13 protein-coding genes and 2 pseudogenes are annotated in these 17,478 nt (G+C 60.2%); 7 read left to right on the forward strand and 8 right to left on the reverse strand.

Annotation, left to right across the window (positions count from 1 at the left end):
* Positions 1-21 precede the first annotated feature (21 nt).
* The 3 genes and pseudogenes from BSIN_RS10150 to BSIN_RS26760 form a co-directional block, all read left to right on the forward strand.
* The gene (locus BSIN_RS10150) at positions 22-417 is read left to right on the forward strand and encodes a transposase (RefSeq protein ID WP_256583732.1); all 396 of its coding nucleotides are present in this window, start codon (positions 22-24) and stop codon (positions 415-417) included.
* An 84-nt stretch (positions 418-501) separates the two neighbouring features.
* Positions 502-894: a helix-turn-helix domain-containing protein gene (locus BSIN_RS10155; protein ID WP_089340387.1), complete on the forward strand. Its 393-nt coding sequence runs from the start codon at positions 502-504 to the stop codon at positions 892-894.
* Between the two features lie 408 nt (positions 895-1,302).
* Positions 1,303-1,956: pseudogene (locus BSIN_RS26760) on the forward strand (IS3 family transposase); the annotation flags it as partial.
* Between the two features lie 268 nt (positions 1,957-2,224).
* On the opposite strand, the gene BSIN_RS10165 reads toward BSIN_RS26760, so the two are convergent.
* Positions 2,225-7,042 (reverse strand): RHS repeat domain-containing protein, encoded by a 4,818-nt coding sequence (locus tag BSIN_RS10165; RefSeq protein WP_089340388.1) that lies wholly within the window; start codon positions 7,040-7,042, stop codon positions 2,225-2,227.
* Between the two features lie 484 nt (positions 7,043-7,526).
* Here BSIN_RS10165 and BSIN_RS10170 point away from each other — a divergent pair, with 484 nt between their 5' ends.
* The 3 genes from BSIN_RS10170 (at position 7,527) to BSIN_RS10180 (ending at position 10,473) form a co-directional block, all read left to right on the forward strand.
* The gene (locus BSIN_RS10170) at positions 7,527-8,045 is read left to right on the forward strand and encodes a hypothetical protein (RefSeq protein ID WP_197517155.1); all 519 of its coding nucleotides are present in this window, start codon (positions 7,527-7,529) and stop codon (positions 8,043-8,045) included.
* A 69-nt stretch (positions 8,046-8,114) separates the two neighbouring features.
* Positions 8,115-9,437 carry a carbon-nitrogen hydrolase family protein gene (locus BSIN_RS10175; RefSeq protein WP_089340389.1) on the forward strand — a complete coding sequence of 441 codons (1,323 nt, stop codon included), beginning with the start codon at positions 8,115-8,117 and terminating at the stop codon, positions 9,435-9,437.
* 43 nt (positions 9,438-9,480) lie between these two features.
* The gene (locus tag BSIN_RS10180; RefSeq protein ID WP_143757398.1) at positions 9,481-10,473 is read left to right on the forward strand and encodes a hypothetical protein; all 993 of its coding nucleotides are present in this window, start codon (positions 9,481-9,483) and stop codon (positions 10,471-10,473) included.
* Positions 10,474-10,716: 243 nt separating this feature from the next.
* Here BSIN_RS10180 and aroE read toward each other — a convergent pair whose 3' ends face one another.
* From aroE to BSIN_RS10205, 5 genes are read right to left on the reverse strand one after another with little or no spacing between them, the layout of a single operon-like run.
* Positions 10,717-11,550 carry a shikimate dehydrogenase gene (gene aroE, locus BSIN_RS10185; RefSeq protein WP_089340391.1) on the reverse strand — a complete coding sequence of 278 codons (834 nt, stop codon included), beginning with the start codon at positions 11,548-11,550 and terminating at the stop codon, positions 10,717-10,719.
* Entirely contained in the window at positions 11,547-12,773 is a 1,227-nt protein-coding gene (locus BSIN_RS10190) for a CaiB/BaiF CoA transferase family protein (protein WP_089340392.1), read from the reverse strand. Before BSIN_RS10190 ends, aroE begins: the two co-directional genes overlap by 4 nt.
* Positions 12,770-13,228 carry a MaoC family dehydratase gene (locus BSIN_RS10195; protein WP_089340393.1) on the reverse strand — a complete coding sequence of 153 codons (459 nt, stop codon included), beginning with the start codon at positions 13,226-13,228 and terminating at the stop codon, positions 12,770-12,772. Before BSIN_RS10195 ends, BSIN_RS10190 begins: the two co-directional genes overlap by 4 nt.
* Positions 13,229-13,230: 2 nt before the next feature.
* Positions 13,231-13,623: a VOC family protein gene (locus BSIN_RS10200; protein ID WP_059514234.1), complete on the reverse strand. Its 393-nt coding sequence runs from the start codon at positions 13,621-13,623 to the stop codon at positions 13,231-13,233.
* A complete protein-coding gene (locus BSIN_RS10205; RefSeq protein ID WP_089340394.1) occupies positions 13,620-14,570 on the reverse strand; it encodes a ketopantoate reductase family protein in 951 nt (316 codons plus the stop codon). Before BSIN_RS10205 ends, BSIN_RS10200 begins: the two co-directional genes overlap by 4 nt.
* A gap of 98 nt (positions 14,571-14,668) precedes the next feature.
* On the opposite strand from BSIN_RS10205, the gene BSIN_RS10210 reads away from it, so the two are divergent.
* Positions 14,669-15,571 carry a LysR family transcriptional regulator gene (locus BSIN_RS10210; protein ID WP_089340395.1) on the forward strand — a complete coding sequence of 301 codons (903 nt, stop codon included), beginning with the start codon at positions 14,669-14,671 and terminating at the stop codon, positions 15,569-15,571.
* 163 nt (positions 15,572-15,734) lie between these two features.
* Here BSIN_RS10210 and BSIN_RS10215 read toward each other — a convergent pair whose 3' ends face one another.
* Both BSIN_RS10215 and BSIN_RS26460 read right to left on the reverse strand, forming a co-directional pair.
* On the reverse strand, positions 15,735-16,169 hold the full coding sequence (locus tag BSIN_RS10215) for an Hsp20/alpha crystallin family protein (RefSeq protein ID WP_089340396.1): 435 nt from the start codon (positions 16,167-16,169) through the stop codon (positions 15,735-15,737).
* A gap of 380 nt (positions 16,170-16,549) precedes the next feature.
* Positions 16,550-17,476, reverse strand: a pseudogene (locus BSIN_RS26460) (LysR substrate-binding domain-containing protein).
* Positions 17,477-17,478 lie beyond the last annotated feature (2 nt).

The following is a 17,478-nucleotide window of genomic DNA, read 5'->3' on the forward strand; positions in this document are numbered from 1 at the left end:
TTTCGCTTTGAACGCCGCTGAGTGCGTCCGTCGGGTTCTCTTCGTCATCTTCCGGGTTCCTTTGCCGGCATTATCGCCGGCTCAGGCCCCGAGCGTTCCACTTATCCGGCTGTCCGAATTTGCGCAGCCACCTCTTATGCCACGTTACGGTTACGAGGCAACCATGTCGTGGTTCGCAAGGAGAAGGGCAAACCCGTTGGTCGAAACCATATCAACGGCATTGAAGGCTTCTGGAGCTATGCCAAGAACTGGCTCTATCCGTATCGTAGCGTGCCTCAGAAATTCTTCCATCTTTATCTGGCTGAAGTCTGCTATCGATTCAACCATCGCGATGAGGACCTCAGACCCTTGCTGCGCAAGCTGTTGACGGCAACCCCCACCCTCGAAATCAAACCCATTCTGGTCCGGTTTGGGTAGGAATTACCTAATATTATGTTTTGCATCCTTCAGTAAAAATCCCCCTGTCCGCACACTCCCTGATTCGGTTCCAGGGGAGGGCAGGTGGCGGACAGAAACGACACGCGCAGCAAGCTCGCGCGCGAGATAGGCAAGGCGATCGCGCGGCGGCGCAAGACGCGCGGGCTCACGCAGGAGCGACTCTCGGAAGCCGGCGGACTGGCGCAGGCCTCGCTGTCGCAGATCGAGCGGGGTATCGTGCTGCCGAGCCTCGACCGGCTCGCTCAACTCGCCGAGCTGCTCGACTGCCGGCTGGCAGACCTGGTGTCGGAAGGGGGCACCGGCGCACTCGACCGGGCGACGCGCATTCACGAAAAACTGTCGGCCCTCACGCCCACCCAGCAGGAAGCGCTGGAACGCCTGCTCGATGAGGCGATCATCATGGTGACCGATACGCGTGCGGCAGCTCGACGGCGCGGCCGGAAAGCGACCGCGTGAATGCCTCCGAACGCAACTCCAGAGACGCGAAGCGCATGACCGGTAGCCTCCAGGACGAAAGCAGGGCCGGAATTCCGCCGGCCCCGGATCCCGACCTGACGCTCGCTCAGTCCCAGCTGTTCAGCTGCGCGCACGCCGCTCAGACGTCCTTCAACGACCGATTCGATGACCTTGACGCGTCGTAACTCGTTCATGCTGATCGTCACCAGTCCAGGCTCGTTCATGGCAGGCTCCGCCGGATTGCGCGTCGATAGCATGCGCCTCGGGCAGGCCTGAACCGGACATTTCTAAATGGCCCAAACCGGACATTACTAAATAGCCGTCACACATAAAAAGTCGATAATTTAGTTTATGTAAAATTTTTTGGCTAACAAAAGCCGGTAGTATGGAGTGCACAAGGTCTAGCACCGGTTGTTGCGCGATGGCGTGAAGATCGCGCGCTGCACGGTTGCGCGCCTGATGAAGGTGATGGGCCTCAAAGGTGTGCGGCGTGGGCGCCGGATCAAGACGACGCAGCGCGACGATGCGGTGCCGTGCCCGCTGGACCGGGTCAAACGTCAGTTCCGGGCCGAGCGGCCGAACGCGCTGTGGGTCGCGGATTTTACGTATTGCAAAACATGGTCGGGCTTCGTCTATGTGGCCTTCGTGACCGATGTGTTTGCGCGTCGTATCGTCGGTTGGCGCGTGTCGGCATCGATGAGGACTGACTTCGTGCTGAACGCGCTGAACCAGGCGTTACACGATCGCCAGCCACCGCCCGGGCTCATCCATCACAGCGATCACGGGTCGCAATACCTCAGCATTCGGTACACCGAACGTTTGGTGGACGTTGGCGTTGAACCATCAGTCGGAACTGTCGGCGACTCCTACGACAATGCGCTGGCCGAAACGATCAACGGCTTGTATAAGGCCGAAGTTGTACATCGGCGTTCATGGCGTACGCTCCAAGACGTCGAACTCGCCACGCTCGAATGGGTTCACTGGTATAACAACCATCGGTTGCTCGGCCCGCTCGGGTACGTATCGCCTGCGAAAGCAGAGGAAGTCTACATTCGGAATCTGGTGAAGGTAATCCAGGCCGTAGTGGATTTGGGCCTGAAGCCTGGCCGCGCGGCGAACGCGGCATTCGACGCGATGAAGAAAGGACATCGACTGCCGGCATGGGTAGCGCGTGTCGGCACCGAAACATCGGCAAGCACCGTATCGTTCGGTGGACGCGATGTGTCCGTAACGAATGCGTGCGAGCCGCACGACTACAGTTCGGAACACATCGCGGTGCTGTACGATTCGCAAAAGATGTCGTCATTCGCCCTTGAAAGGACGATTACCCCTATATGTGCAGCCGACTGAATTCCTCGGTCAAGTGCATCATATTGAGCGCATGGTCCTCCCCGTTCAAGATCCTCGTAATTTGCGCACCTTCGGCGCGCCACAGGCGCATGGGCATCGCATTGGCCAAAGCTTGCTCCGTCCAATTGAACCCCTGCTGAGCATCGAACACCGTAATCCGCCCGTCGACGTTCCAAAACCCGTGGACAGCATGGCGCATCGTGCCCTGGTTGATCGTGATCAAGTATTCGTCATCCCTGCTGTAGCGGCCCGCGTGAATAGCGGCTGACTGGAGATCGTCAAAGCTGTGAACGCTGCCCGTTCGTGACAGACCGCGCTCGACCATCATGGAACTGATTTCCGCATCGGAATGAACCAGCCCTTCCGTGCGACCGAGTATCCGCGCCGTTTGCGGCGCTGAGTCGCCCGTCATCGACCCAAGCGTGCAATAGACACAGTTGTAGTCCAGCCCAAGCGGGTTGATCCGCGACCAGGGCGCGCCCGCGCCCTCCTCCATCACTCGGGAAGCGCTTGCCGAAGCACGCTCGATCGCCGCCGCGCCCGATGCGGCGCGGCCCATCACATTGGCGGCGACGCTTCCGATGTCGGCTACCGCGCCGATACCGCCCAGCACCCAGGAGGCGATCTCCGCCCCCCCGTTGTTCGTGGCCGAGGCGGCAAGCGCTGTAGCGGAGCTCGCTGCTCCCAGGATGCCTCCCACCACGCCAGCCGCGACGACGGCGGACGAGCCACCCGAGAACGGCGCCGCCACCGCGCCGGCAATGCCGATAACGATGCCTAGCACGTCCAATCCGATTTCGGCCCCTGAAATATGTCCGGTCGGATCGATGCGATCCACCGGATTCCCTTCGCCAAAGGCGTACCGGTTATCAACCTGCATTTGGTCGTAGCTCAGGAATCGTTTGAGCTTGGGGTGATAGAAACGAGAACGCAAATAAACGAGCCCACTCGCCGCTGATTGGAATTCCTGATTCCAGCCGAAATCGGCAAACGCGGCGCCGTCCGTCGCGCCGAATCGCTCGCCATATGCCGCGTAGCTGAAGGCGTTGGCGCTCGCCCCGAACAGTTGCGTCGTCGAGCCGCGCGCGGTCTCGTAGTAGGTCGTGCCCTGCCCCAGCGGCGTCGCCGCGATCCGCGTGTCCCGCGCAAACAGGAAGGTGGTCCACTGCGTTTGGCCGTTCACCGTCTCCGCTGTGCAATTGACCTGCGCACCGTCTTGATAGAACTTGCAGCTCTTGTGCTGTACGAGCTGCTCGGACAGTGCGCCGGTCGGATAGTAACGATACTGCGACGACGAGCCGTCTTGATGTGTGACCGACGTCAGCCTGTTCCACGCATCATAAGCGTACATGCCGCCGCTTCCGTCCGACAACATATTGCCGTTGGCGTCATAGTCGATTCCGGGGAGCGTAAGCTGGTCCAGACCATTGTAGGTGTAATTGACGCTGTGGCCTTGCGACGTCGATTGGATGACGTTGTAGTTTCCGTCGTATTGGTAAGTCGTTGCGACGGGCGGTTGCGTGCCGTTCTGCTGCGACTCGCTGATCAGTTGGTCGAGACCGTCGTATTGATAAGCGGCAGTTGTCGATCCATCGCTGGAATTCGTATTCAACGAGATCAGCCTGGACTGAACGTCGTATATGTACGACGCTTGGTAAGCGGTCGACGTGGACTCGGTCGACTGCGAAGCCAAGCGCCCGAAGCCGTCGTAGCTGAAGCTGCGCTTCCAGACGAGCCCGGCCTGCGGCCCCGTGGTCGACATCGTCTGCCCAATGGGCGTGCCTTTGCGTCCCGCAGCGACGCCGTAGCCGATCACCAGACTAAGCGCGCCTTGTGACACGGAGCCGACCAAACCATCCGGGCGGTATTGATAGCTCGTCTGCGTGCCCGACACATCCGTCGAACGGATCACCCGGCTGCTCGCGTCGAACGCATAGGATTGCGTAAGCAGCCCCGGATAAGTCACCTGCTGCGTTTTGCCATCGAGCGTATAAGTCATCGACAACTGCTGCATCCCGTCTCCGACCGAAGTCATCCGGCCAACGGCATCGTATGTGTACTGCACGCCGAGCCGCGTTCCGCCTTGCGTCACGGTCATCGTCAGCAGGTTGCCGACGCGATCGTAGGTGTACGCCAGCGTCGAACCGCCAAGCGTAGTCGCCCCCGACATCCGGCCCGCCGCATCGTATTGATACGTCTGCACCTGACCGACGGCGTTCGTGACGCTGATCAGGTGCGAGTCGGCATCATAGGCGTTGACGGGACTTTGATGCTGGAAGCGCTTTTGCCCACCATAGGTGGTGGTTTTCACCCACGAAAGGGGATTGTTCATGAGATCGCGCGTAATCGATTTCGTCGACGCGACCCCGTTCGCTGCAGTGCTGGTCAGCGTCGCACTGGTGAGCGCGCTGTCCGGATTGTAGGCGTATGTCTTCGATTTCAGCGTCTGCGGCACGCCACCCGCTGAGGCGATCGACGTCCAGGTCTCGTTGATGACATTGCCGAAGCCATCGTAGACGTTCGCCATACCGAACGTATCGAGCCCCCCGCTGACCGGGAATACCTGCTTGGCAAGAACGTGATTCTGCGGATCGCTTTGCGTCCACAGCACCTTGGCTCCGTTCAACTGGGTGGTCATGCTGCTGTCGTCGGCGCTGTAGCTGTATGTGTAGACGTTGCCCACGGGATCCGTCGAACCGATCTTGCGCCCCAGGCTATCCCATCGTTGAGTGATGACACGGCCGTCGACGTCCGTCACGGCAATCACGCGCCCCATCGCGTCGTACTGCCATCGGTTCACCACGCGTTGCGGCTGACCGTTCGGATGCGTCGACAAACCGCCGTTGTCGAGCAACTGAATTTGTCGGGATAGGCCGTCGTACTGCGTGGCCAGCACATAACCGAGCGGATTCGTGCCGACCATCTGGTTGACCCGGTCCTGTGCCCAGATCCGGTAGACGGTTCGGCTCACGCTGCCGTCGGCCTGTGTCAGGGTCAGCGTGCGGCCAAAGGCGTCCAGCGTCATCGAAGTCACGTTGCCGAGCGCGTCGACTGTTCGGCAAACCGGCGCTTTCGGCAGATCCTGCCGCACAGACTCGGTTTTCGTATTGCCCCGTGAATCGGTGACGGCGATGCTGCCTTGATGCGTGCCGGCATCGTATGCATAGGCGTATTTCGTGGTAACGCCGCCGACACCCGGCTGCTCCGCTGCACCCGAAGCCCAACTGGTGGTGACCTGGGTGATCCTGCCGCAGGTGTCGTAAGAATATTGGATCGTCTTCCATGGGGTAAACGCCCCGCCGGGCCGAGACTGAATGGCGCTTGTCCGCGCGGCGACGGCGGTCTTGTCGCGGGTCAACGTATAGCTCGTCTGATTCGTCTTTCCCGATACGGCGTCAGTCTGCTGGCTGGTCGCCGGCATTTCGGTCGTGTGTCCATCGCTCCAGCTCACAGTCTGATAGATGTAGCGCTCCTGTGACTGTTTCACGAACGATTCCGTGCCGGCGTCGTAGAAGCTCAGCTCACGCGTGACGGGTTGATTGAAGATATCGTAGGCCGACGTCTGCCGTTGCGTTGGAAGGAACGCACCGCGGCTCGCGGACCAATCGGAGGAGTCGATCTGCACCGGCATGGCAAAGCTCGGTGTACGCGCATGCTGGTCAGGATCGATGTGGTACTGGTACTCGATCTTTCTCCATGATTGCGCCGAGCCATCGCTTTGGACGAGATATTCCTCCGTGCGAACGGCCAGGTGCAGAAAATTGAAATAGAGCGACGACGCTCCAACCAGCTTGCCGTTTGCATCGACGTTCTGAATGTAGACGTCATAGACATAGGACATGTTGTTGCTGTCCATCAATCCGTCGGCACCGCTCGACATGAGGTAGCCCGCGGAGGCTCCGGTAAATGTGCGGCCCGCGGTACTCATCCCATACGTGTACAAAGTCTGATCAAGAAAGCCGCTGGCGTCCGCATGGGTCAGGGTAGCGACCGCCGGGAAGCTCACCGAAGAACCATCGGAGAATTTGCCGGTGATTCCCGTGTAGGTGACCGTGGTCGTCAATCCTGTCGGATAACTAATCTGCGTGACGACGGGCTGAGTGGCGAACGTCGAGTACGAAAGCGTCGTCGTCTGATTCAATTGGTCGACGATCGAAGCGACGCCTTGCGGACTAAGCGCCAGGCTCAAATTCCCGCCGTCCGGCAAGGTCAGGCTCTGCTCGACACCGGGCATCTGCACAAACGTGATCGTCTGCCCCCAAGGATCAGTGATCGAGGAAAGGAAATTGTTATAGACGTCGCGATCGGTTACATAGGTGTAGACCAGGCTGTTGCCGAAGCGGTCTTGCTGAGCCAGCAATTTGCCGACGCTGTCGAAGAAATAGCGGGTGCCGTCGGCAAGATCGGCGCGATACGAGTATTGCCCGCCGGACGGCAATGGTTGCGCAGGGATGACGGTCCGAAACAGGATGCCGTGATTGTTCTCGTATCGCAGCCCCGATTGGTAGCCGGTCGCGTCAGACCATAGTGGATCGATGATGAACGAGCGTCCGTGCAGCGATAGGCTTTTTCCGGGTACCACGTAGGGCAAATCGTACAACCAGCCCTTCGGCAGCCCGAGAATACCCGAGCTTCCGGGGCTATATACCAGCGACAACTTTAAATCAATGCTATGCCTCACTCCCGCCAGATCAATTAGCACTTTTGTTAACGACAACGATCCGGTGCTCTTGTTGACCTGTTCTTCGACCGCGAATATCTGGTTAAAAGCCTGGGAACCCCGATAGCTCGTTGACATAATATTCCTTAATTTATGATTTGATCTCGGATCAGGTCAATCGCACCGACATGCCGCCACTCAATCAATGCAAACAATTCGCATAATTGAATAAATTAAGCGCACAATGCACTCGTCAAGCACAGCGCTTATTTAAATCAAATGTTGAGGGATGGCAACCTCCGAAGGACATTGGAACTATAATCAATTTCTATCTTGACGTTGACCATGTTTTAATTATATTTTTAATGAATAAAGTCGATTAAAAATATAGACATCAACTCAAATTTTCTCAAGCCATGCGCTGATTTCTCGCCAATTATAATTGCGTCGCCTTTTATCAGTTTCGGTGCATTGTCATTTCTGCCGGCAACACACGCTACAGGTGATGGGGTTTGTCGAAAAGCCGCATTCAGAGGCACCACCCGTCACCCCGCTGAGATTGCTATCGCAGATAACGGGCGAACCTTCGCTCGAAGAAATACGTTCCTAACGGAGGCTCGGCATGAAAACTCGTAAGATCGCCCAACTTCTCTCGATCGGGCTATGTGCGTTACCGATGTTCGCCTATGCGGGTGCCGGGGCCAGTGTCAACGCATGTATTTATATGCCTACCGCGCCGTCGAAGCCTTTTACCGCAAAGGTGACGGCAGGCGGCTCAGGCACGCATTGCATGAACGACACGGGTCACGACACCACCATACAGATCAGTCAAGCTGGTTTGAACTGCAGCTCGGTCGGATATGTCGAGGCCAAAGCCAGTTCGACCAAAGGCGACACCTGTGCGACTGATTCTTCGACGTGGCCTTTGGGATATTCCACGAACGGTCTTCCCTACACCGGTGCGACGCAATCGTCGTGGTCGGGGGCCGGCACGCGAAATAGTATCAAACTGAGTGGCTCCAGCCCCGGCACGGTCGTGTGCAATTCCCCATCACTTTGCGCTTCGCAAAGCGCAAATTGGGATCACGGCACTCAGGGGCCGCTATATATCATCTTCCAGCCTCTTTCCGGGCCTCAATAAGCCATTCACGAAGACGAGCGCCGGCGCGACGAACGCCGGCCCAATTCCATCCCATGCAGGAACTGCTCCATGGCTGATCGAAGGTATGACGATCTCAATGCCGATGTTGATTCGTCTCTGCTGGGTCCATCATTCTTGCGTCGTGTCGTTTTTGCCCTTTTGACGGAATCGAAGCCGCTCGTGGGTCGGGTATGCACGAACTGGGCGACGCCCGCGTGCTGCCTGGGAGCCGCGTCGATCGCCATGTCGGCTTGGTCGTCCGAGCAACGGTTGGCACCCATGGCGCTACTGCTCTTCCTGCCGATGTTGATCTACCGTGCCGAAAACCGCCTCGGTGCGTTTTTCGTCGCCGCCTCCTACTACGGCATGGCGACCCGCGCGGTGCCCGGCATCATCGCTGGCTTTTTCCCCGGATGGCCGCTCGGCGCCAATTGGGCCGTATGGGCAGCGCATTCGGTCCTCCTCGCTCTCCCGTGGGCATTGACGTATCAGTCTCGTGGCAAGACTCCTCTTCGCCGCGTCTTGGGCGTTTTAGCCGCATTGATCCTGCTAAGCGTACCTCCGTTGGGATTGTTTCACTGGGGATCGCCACTGATGGTCGCCGGACTTTTCTTCCCCGCGTGGAGGGGATGGGGGCTGCTCGCCACGCTGGCGTTGCTCGCGCTCGTGGCGACTTGCACACGCCGAAGCATCCCCCGCCAAGTCGGCATCGCCGTTCTCGCGCTGTCGGCCTACCTCGCCAATCTGGCATTCCACGCGCCTTCCACGCCTGGCGGCTGGCTCGCCCTCTCCCTTCGTTTGGGAAAGAGTCCGGAGCTGTGGTCCGACGACATGCTCGTGCGCCGCAAATTCTTGGCGGAGACGGCTCGGTTCGCTCTCGAAGAAGGGAACATAGTCGTCGTGTTGCCGGAATCGATTTCCGGATCGAGCCGGCGCTCGCAAACAGACATCTGGCGTGGCGTCGCCGAGTACGCCAGGTCGCTGGGCGCCACGGTTCTCGTCGGCGAAGAAGTATGGAACCAGGAAAACACGAACTTCAGGAATGCCCTCGTCGGCTACGGCGATGGCGGCAACGGTAGCGTGATCGTGTCTTCGCAAGTGCCGATGCCGATCGGCGATTGGAAGTTCGGTTATGACGGCGGAGCGCAGACGAACCTCCTGGGGCGTGACGTCGTGCGCTTGCACGGCCAGCGTGTCGCCTTCTCGATGTGCTACGAAGATTTCATTCTCTGGCCCCATCGCGGTCTGCTGAGCGGCAACGCCGACCTGCTCGTCTCGGCGGCCAACCAATGGCCTTCCCGCGGAACCTCTGCCGAAATCGCTCAGGACGTATCGCGTCACGCCTTGGCGCGCCTGGCCGGCGTACCCTTGCTGACCGCGAAGAACCATTGACCCTGGACAGTTCCCGAGCGCCTCGACCTGAGCGGGTATCGCCATGAACCATTCCGCGCCGCTTCCCTCCTTGCGCAACGTGTCATTGCGCAAGGCGTTCTTGATGCCTTGGGCCTGGTTTTTCCCCGTCGCGCCGATCGTGCTCTTCTGCTCGCTCGGTTTGTTGTACGCACCGCCCAGCTACCAGGCGCCGGAGCAAATCCCGTACTGGAACCTGGTGTTCGGCATGCCTCACATCGTGTCGAGCTTTCAGACCACCTGCGACCGAGAGTATTGGTCGGCCTATGGATTTCGCGCCCTGTGCGTGCTCGGTCTGATGCTGATGCCGCTCGCGCTGTACATGCTCGGCGCATCGCCAAAAATCATGTTGACGGTCAATTTCATCTGGACCATTTATCATGTCATCGCCCAGCAATACGGCATCGCGTTCGGCGCGGCCAGGGTGCGTGTCTCGCTGCTCTCGTCGCTCTGCAAGTACAGCACGATCGCGCTGGGCGTCATCGCCTATATGCAAGTCTCGCTTTTTCACGACATGGATGGCGACCTGCTTTACCGGACCTTGACCATGGTCACCGCCGCCATCACGCCGCCGCTTCTGATCGTGATGACCATCATGGGCGTGACGTTGCTCTGGCGGATTCGCACCAACGCTATCGGCGCTTCGCTACTCGGGCTCAACCTGTTGTTGTTCCTGCTCGCACTCGTCCTGATCTTTAAGACGCCCTACGCCCTCATCGGCTTGATGGTCGTGCGCATTCTGCACGACGTCACCGGTTTCATAGCCTATATCCGGCACGACACGATCCGCAATCGCGGCACGCGGCCCAACGTGCTTTATCGGCTGTTCCCCTTCCTGCCCGTCTGGCTGCTCAATCCCCTGCTTGCTGTCATCATCGCGGCGGTGTTGACGCGGGGAGCCCAGGACATGCTCGTGCTCTGGTGGCTGATGATTGACCTCAATATCGCGCACTATTACATGGAAAGCTTCATTTGGAAGCAAGGGACGCCGCATCGGCGACACTTCATCGGCGCATGATGTTCACCGCCATGTATTACGTCTGAAGGGATCGGTTCATCCTAGCCGCCAAAAAACCGCGAAGCCTTTCAGCTACGCGGGTTTTTGAATGTCTCCAGACATCCCGGGACGGATATCTGGTGGCCCTCCGGAAGTCGAAAAATTTCACAAAACGACCACCAGATATCGCTATTAAGCATTATCTAATTCGACTTGTCCCCCAAAGTTGCCCCAAGAGCAACCACGACAGCCAGAAACCGATGCTCAGTCTAACGGCACGGCCAGCCGATCGATCACCGAACTGGTCTCGGGGCGCACGCCGCGCCACCACGCGAACGCTTCGGCCGCCTGCTCGACCAGCATGCCTACACCATCCGCGATCCCGTGCACCCCCGCCTGCTTCGGGAGCCGCAGAAATGGCGTCAGACGCTTGCCGTATGCAAGTTCGTAGGCCGTGCCGGCTGGGCTGAACACGCTTGGCGGAACAGGTGGAAGATCACCGGTCAGACTGGCCGACGTCGCATTGACGACCAGGTCGAAACGCCCCATCCGCGCGAGGTCCGCGTAGCTGCCGACAACGAGCGAACCGCGGCCGGCGACTTGCGCGGCCAGTGCGCGTACCTTGTCGACGTCGCGATTCGCGATGAACATTTCGGCCGGCCCGGCTTCAAGGAACGGCAACAGCGCGCCGCGCGCCGCCCCGCCGGCACCGAGCAGCAATACGCGTTTGCCGGCCATCGGAAGATTGAGGTTGACTTCGATATCACGAACCAGTCCGATTCCGTCGAAGTTGTCGGCCAAGATGCGGCCGCCGTCAAACTTGAGCGCATTGGCTGCGCCCGCCAGCGTCGCACGCGCGCTTCGCTCGTCGGACATCGCGAACGCGTCGAGCTTAAATGGCGCGGTAACGTTGATGCCCTTGCCGCCGCCGTCGAAAAATGCACGGACCACCGCGGCAAAGGCGCCTATCGGCTCGAGCGGCCCGTCGATGGCCGTATAACTGATGTCCTGCCGCGTCTCTTGCGCGAAGAGGCCGTGAATCAGCGGGGATTTCGTGTGTCCGATCGGATTGCCGATCACCGCATACTGGTCAGTCATCGTTGATTCGCCTTTGAATAGAGAACACCATCTGCCTGCATCGCGTCGATTTCTTCCGCATCGAAACCCAGGGAACGAGCGACTTCCGCGTTGTGTTGGCCGAGATCGGGAGCGACGTCGCGAATCGTCGTATCGCAATCGGAAAACCGGAATGGAAGGTTCGGCAGGCGCAGTGTCCCGTAGCGCGGATGCTGTTGCTCGACGATCATGCCCCTGGCCCGGATCTGCGGATCGGCCAGCACTTCGTCGATGCGTTGCACCTTCGCGCAAGGTACGTCGATGCCGTCCAGCAGTTCCAGCACTGACGCGACGGAACGCGCGGCCACCCATGGCTCGACCGTCGACAGAATCTCCGCACGGTGCGCGTTGCGCCCGGCACTGTCGTGAAATCGCGTGTCGGCGCCAAAGCCCGCCGGGCCGTCGTGCGTCGCGATCAGCTCGGCAAAGCGCCTCCACGCATCGTCGACTTGCGCGGCGATCACGAGATCGCCGTCAGCGGCACGGAATACGCCATAGAGCGTCGAGGTCGGCATGTCGTGCCCGGTCTGCTCGGGCAGCACGCCCTGCAGCGTGTAGCACTGCACCGCGTATTCGTGCATCGATACCAGCGTGTCGTACAGCGACATGTCGACATGCTGTCCGCGGCCGCTCTTCACGCGCCCCAGCAGTGCGGCATTGATGGCCGCGACCGCATGAATGCCGGTGTACATGTCGCCGAGCGAGATGCGCAGCAGTGGCGGCCGCTCGCCCGGCGTGCCCACCATCTGCATGATTCCGCTCTTGGCCTCCGCGATCAGCCCAAAGCCTGCGCGATGCGCATCCGGACCGGTGTGCCCGTATGCCGAAATCGAACAGTAGACGAGCCTCGGATTGCGCGCCGACAATTCGGCATAGCCGAGCCCGAGCTTGTCCAGCGCGCCCGGCCGATAGTTCTCGATGAAGACGTCGGCGGAGTCGCACAGCCGTTGCATGAACGCCTTGCCGCGCCCGTCTTTCATGTTGACGCTCACGCCGCGCTTGCCCATGTTGAGCTGGAGGAAATAGCCGCTTTGCTGGTCGTCGAGCACGGTCGCGTGCTGGCGTCCGGCATCGCCTGATCCGGGGCGCTCGACCTTGATGACTTCGGCGCCGAGCGCGGCGAGACAGCGCCCGACATACGGACCGGCAAGAAAATGGCTGTAGTCGACGACGCGAATGCCTTCGAGGGGACGAGCCTGTGTCACAGGGCCTCCGGACGGCGCGGCACCATCAGGCGATGCTCGCCACGTTGAACGATCTGGCCGTGCTGATTGATCAGCTCCGACGGCAGCACCACGATGCCCCAGTCCGGGCGACTCTTGCAGGCCCGCATTGAGCCGACGCGGAACTTCACGTGCAGCACGTCGCCGACCTTGATCGGCAGCAGAAAATCCCAGGTCCAGCCGAGCGACATGCCCGGCAGAAAGCGATAGTCGCTCTGCGTCTTCAGGCCATCGGCGACGGACAGGCCGAACAGCCCGTGCGCGACGAGGCAGCCGAAATGACTGGCGTTCGCGTAGTCCTCGTCCACGTGGACGGGCGTATGGTCGCCGGTGAGGTCGGCATACGCGAGGATGCGCTCTTTGGTCACGGTGTAACTCGGACTCGTGCACATATCGCCCTCGCGGGCGTCGTCCCAGTATTTTTCGACGATCGTCATGGTCACGCCTCCGCGCGCGGATTGATTGCCAGCGCCTGCGCGACGCAAGAAGCCGGTCTAGCCTGGATCAGTTCGACGGCGAGCCCGTCGGGTAGGCGAAGCCAGTTCCGTCCCTGCGGCATCTGCGTCGCGCCGAATCGCCGTGCCGCGGCCAGCGCAGCCTCCAGGTCTTCGCACATCACACCGAGATGGGCAAGCCGGCCTTCCGGGCCATCATGTTCCGGCGCATGGATGAACTGCAGGCCGCCGAGCGTCCAGTACTGTCGCGGTGCGTCGGGCGTGCCGTCCATTTCACGCAGGGCCATGCCGAGAACGTCCTCGAAGAAGCGGATATGCCAGCGGATGTCCTTCACCCGAATCGCGACGTGTTCGAGATAGGCTTTCGGGACATTCATGCGGCGGCTTCCTTCCGTTGGCGATCGGCCATCGCGCGTTCCAGCCCCTTGACGCAGGCGACGAGCGTTGCATTCACCGGGGTCGGCACGCCGTAGCGCCGCCCCCACCTGACGACCGAACCGTTGATGAAATCGATCTCGGTGATCGAGCCCTTCTCCAGGCTTTGCAGCATGGAGGTCTTAAAGGTCGCGGGCAGCCCCTCAGCGGCAAGCGTCCATGCCTGCTCGGGATCGGTCATCGACAGCTTCACGCCGGCTGCCTGCGCTGCGGCGATCGCCTCGGCCACGGCCGCGAGCGATGTTGCCTTCAACAGGGGTTCCTCGTGAAGCTGCCCGTAGGTGAGGCCGGTGAGGCCTGTAATCGCACCCGTCGCGACATTCACCAGCAACTTGTCCCACATCGTGCCGACGATGTTGTCGCTGATCGTCGTGGCTAGGCCGGCGGTATTGAACGCGTCGGAGATTGCCCGTACACGCGGCGTGATGCGGCCGTCGAGTTCGCCGATGTACGTGCATTTGCCAATCACGCCGGATTCGATATGACCCGCGCCGCGCAGCACGCCGCCGACGTAGGTTTTGCCCGCAAGCACGCGCTCGCGGCCGACGGCGTCGATCAGGATGTCCTCGTGTCCGAGGCCGTTTTGCAGCGACAGCACGGTGGTATCCGGCCCCACCAGCGATTGGGCACCGCGGATGGCCGCATCGGTGTGGAACGACTTGACCAGCACCACCACCAGGTCGGCCACGCCGACATCGGCAGCCCGAGTCGTCGCGTGGACAGGTACGTGGCGGGTGCCGCTGGCGTCGTCGACACGCAGGCCGTCACGACGCATCGCATCGACGTGCGCGGGCGAGCGGTCGATCAACCAAGTCTCGTGACCGCCTTGGGTAAGGGGCGCGCCAATTGCACAGCCTAATGCGCCAGCCCCCAGAATCGCGATTTTCAATGGCTTCTCCTTGACGTATGGCCTCACGATAGGAGTCACCGCTCATGCCGGCAATGCAATGGATACAATGACGTCATTGCAATGAGCAATAAAGCACGATGCCCGCCGACCTCCCCGACCTGAAGCTGCTTCAACTTTTCGATCTCCTGTACGACGTGCGCAGCGTCACGCGCGCCGCTGAACAACTGGGCCAGAGCCAGCCGACGGTCAGCATCTGGCTCGGGCACCTGCGGGAATACCTGCACGATCCGCTCTTCATCCGAACCCCCGGCGGCATGGCGCCGACACCTCAAGCCGACGCATTGATTGGGCCATGCCGGGAAATTCTCGAGTCTCTGCGGCGCTTCACCGCGTGGGAGATCGCGTTCGATCCTGCGACAGCCCAGAGACGGTTTCGCATCTGCATGACCGACGCAAGCCACATCACGCTGCTTCCACGTCTGCTAGCCCATGTCCGTGTGCAGGCGCCCGGCGTCCGGCTGGAAGCCGCACGGATCGACGGCAATACGGAACGCGCGCTCGAATCCGGCGAAGCCGATCTCGCGATCGGCTATGTGCCGTGGCTGGGCGGCAGCATTTATCAGCAGAAGCTGTACGACCAGGACTGGGTATGTCTGGTCAATCGGCATCACCCGAGAATTCGCGGTCGCCTCGGGGTAAAGCAGTATCGTTCCCAAGGACATATCGCCATTACGGCGGGAACGGGCGCGCAACTTCTCGAGCAGGCGCTGCGGCAGGCACGTATCGAGCGCGACGTGGTGCTGGAGTTGCCGGGTTTTCTGGGTTTGGGGGCGATCGTCCAGACGACCGACCTGATCACGACGCTACCCCGCCATATCGGCGAAACACTGGCTCAGGCCAGCGATCTGGCGGTGCATGCGTGCCCGATCCCGGTGGATGGGTTTGCGGTACGGCAGCATTGGCATGCACGCTATCACCATGAGGCCGGCAACCGATGGTTGCGCGGCATCGTGATTCGATTGTTCGGTGCTTCGCATTAACTGGTGGCTTGGGCATTCGCGGCAAGTGGAGCCTGACATGATCTCCATCGAGAGAACGTAAGCCGTCAATTCATCGACATCTTGAAGGAAGCCAAGGCCGGCCCGAAGCCGGCGAAGCTATGCCGCAAGTACGGTATCTTGGAAGCGACCTACTATGCAGCGGTCAATTGATCGCGAGCTTTTTCTGCGCGGCCGGCGCCTTCTTTGGCAGCGTCAGCGACAGCACGCCGTCCTGATACGTGGCCGTCGCGTTCGCGTCGTCGATTTCGCCGGACAATGAGAATGACCGGCCGATCGCACCGCTATAGCGCTCGCGCCGAATCACGCGCTCCCCATCCTTCTGTTCGTTGCTCCGCTCGATCTTTGCGTTGATCGATACGGTATTCCCCGTCACCTGAACGTCAATATCGTCCTTCGAGACGCCGGGCAGCTCCGCGTTGACCGTATACGCCTTGTCGCTTTCGGTAACGTCGATCTTCATCGATGCAAGATCGGGTTCGTCTGCAAGCGTCATCCCGCGCAGCGGCCTGAACAGCCCCTGAAACAGGTCGGCAACGGGTTCGATCGAAAACGGATCGTAACGGGTCAGATTGCTCATGGTTTGCACTCCTCTGACAGCTGACAAGCAGCCGACGCTTTCGCCCCAACGGCATCGGCCACGATGGAGATCGGATGACGCGGCGTTGCATGCCGCGCAAGGGACGAATGATCTTTCAAGATCCAGCGTACTCGCACGCTCCGACATGCACTTGATGCGCGTCAAAGGCGGCCGGCGTTCACCTGCAAAACCGGAAATAGCCGCACCGCCAGCCCACTTCGTCGAGCTTGCAGCGCGCCGCGCGCTCGATCGCCGAACGTCGGCGCTTAAAGGCGTCTATGAGATCTTGTTCTTGTTCGCAGGGGTGCTGCGTGAAGATCTACATCTTCAAAGCTGATGAAAGGAATTTACGCGTCTCCTATTTATAAGCGAGCTACCTATCAGACCGACTCCCGGCTAATACACCTGATAGCCCACTCACGGGAACGAAGTCTCGAGGCGTTTTCGTTCGTCGTCACCAGCGCGGCTCTCACTGCATTCGCTGCCATCGTGTGCCGCGTAAACGCTTTCCTCAGAAAAACGACATCGCGCGCATATTCCGCGGCGTCTGGCACCGGAGTCACATGCACTTCTCCGGCAGTCAATCCAGCCCACGACGGCACCAATGAAATACCGCGCCCCTGCTTCACGAGCATCGTGATCGCTTCGAGCGAATCGATTTCGCAGTGGACCCGTGGCGTGATCGCATTGTCCATGAGGTATCGCGATGCGATCTGCCCATCCTAGGAATGAGAGTCGTACTGAATAAGCGGCCGTTCCCGCAACGATGCCAGCACTTTTTCGTGGGCAACCCGCCGATTCGCCACCAGCGCAAGCGGTTCCGATCTCAGCACATCGCAACGCAAGACCTTCGGCAAGGCGAACGGCGGATGAACGAGAATCGCGGCGTCCAATTCGTCTTTCACAACCATCTCGTATAGCACATGCGAACAACCGGGAACGATTCTTAGCTGCAGCAACGGCGCGGCCGCGGATAACCGTCCGACGAGATTCGGCACCATGCAGGTCAACGCCGTCGGAATCATGCCGATGCGGAAATGCCCAGCCAATTCGCCATCCCCAATCGGCCGCTGCAATTCATCCGTCATCCTGATAATCTCGCGCATGGCGGGCAACAAATTGAGGCATCGTTCGTTCGGCGTGACGGATCGCGCGGAACGTATCAGCAGTTGAGACGCAAGGTTTTGTTCGAGCGTTTGAATTCGCTGTCCGATGGCCGCGGCCGTGAGATTCTCTTTACGTGCGGCTGCCGCAATAGACCCCGTTTCAACCACAGCAACCAGACTCCGAAGAAACCGCGTATCCAATC

This window comes from Burkholderia singularis, from assembly GCF_900176645.1.
GTDB classification, from domain to species: Bacteria; Pseudomonadota; Gammaproteobacteria; order Burkholderiales; family Burkholderiaceae; genus Burkholderia; species Burkholderia singularis.

What these genes read in the sequence shown, in the direction of transcription:
- BSIN_RS10165 (WP_089340388.1), bottom strand. Translation starts at nt 7,042, where the DNA reads ATGTCAACGAGCTATCGGGGTTCCCAGGCTTTTAACCAGATATTCGCG.
- BSIN_RS10170 (WP_197517155.1), top strand. Translation starts at nt 7,527, where the DNA reads ATGAAAACTCGTAAGATCGCCCAACTTCTCTCGATCGGGCTATGTGCG.
- BSIN_RS10175 (WP_089340389.1), top strand. Translation starts at nt 8,115, where the DNA reads ATGGCTGATCGAAGGTATGACGATCTCAATGCCGATGTTGATTCGTCT.
- BSIN_RS10180 (WP_143757398.1), top strand. Translation starts at nt 9,481, where the DNA reads ATGAACCATTCCGCGCCGCTTCCCTCCTTGCGCAACGTGTCATTGCGC.
- aroE (WP_089340391.1), bottom strand. Translation starts at nt 11,550, where the DNA reads ATGACTGACCAGTATGCGGTGATCGGCAATCCGATCGGACACACGAAA.
- BSIN_RS10195 (WP_089340393.1), bottom strand. Translation starts at nt 13,228, where the DNA reads ATGACGATCGTCGAAAAATACTGGGACGACGCCCGCGAGGGCGATATG.
- BSIN_RS10200 (WP_059514234.1), bottom strand. Translation starts at nt 13,623, where the DNA reads ATGAATGTCCCGAAAGCCTATCTCGAACACGTCGCGATTCGGGTGAAG.
- BSIN_RS10210 (WP_089340395.1), top strand. Translation starts at nt 14,669, where the DNA reads ATGCCCGCCGACCTCCCCGACCTGAAGCTGCTTCAACTTTTCGATCTC.
- BSIN_RS10215 (WP_089340396.1), bottom strand. Translation starts at nt 16,169, where the DNA reads ATGAGCAATCTGACCCGTTACGATCCGTTTTCGATCGAACCCGTTGCC.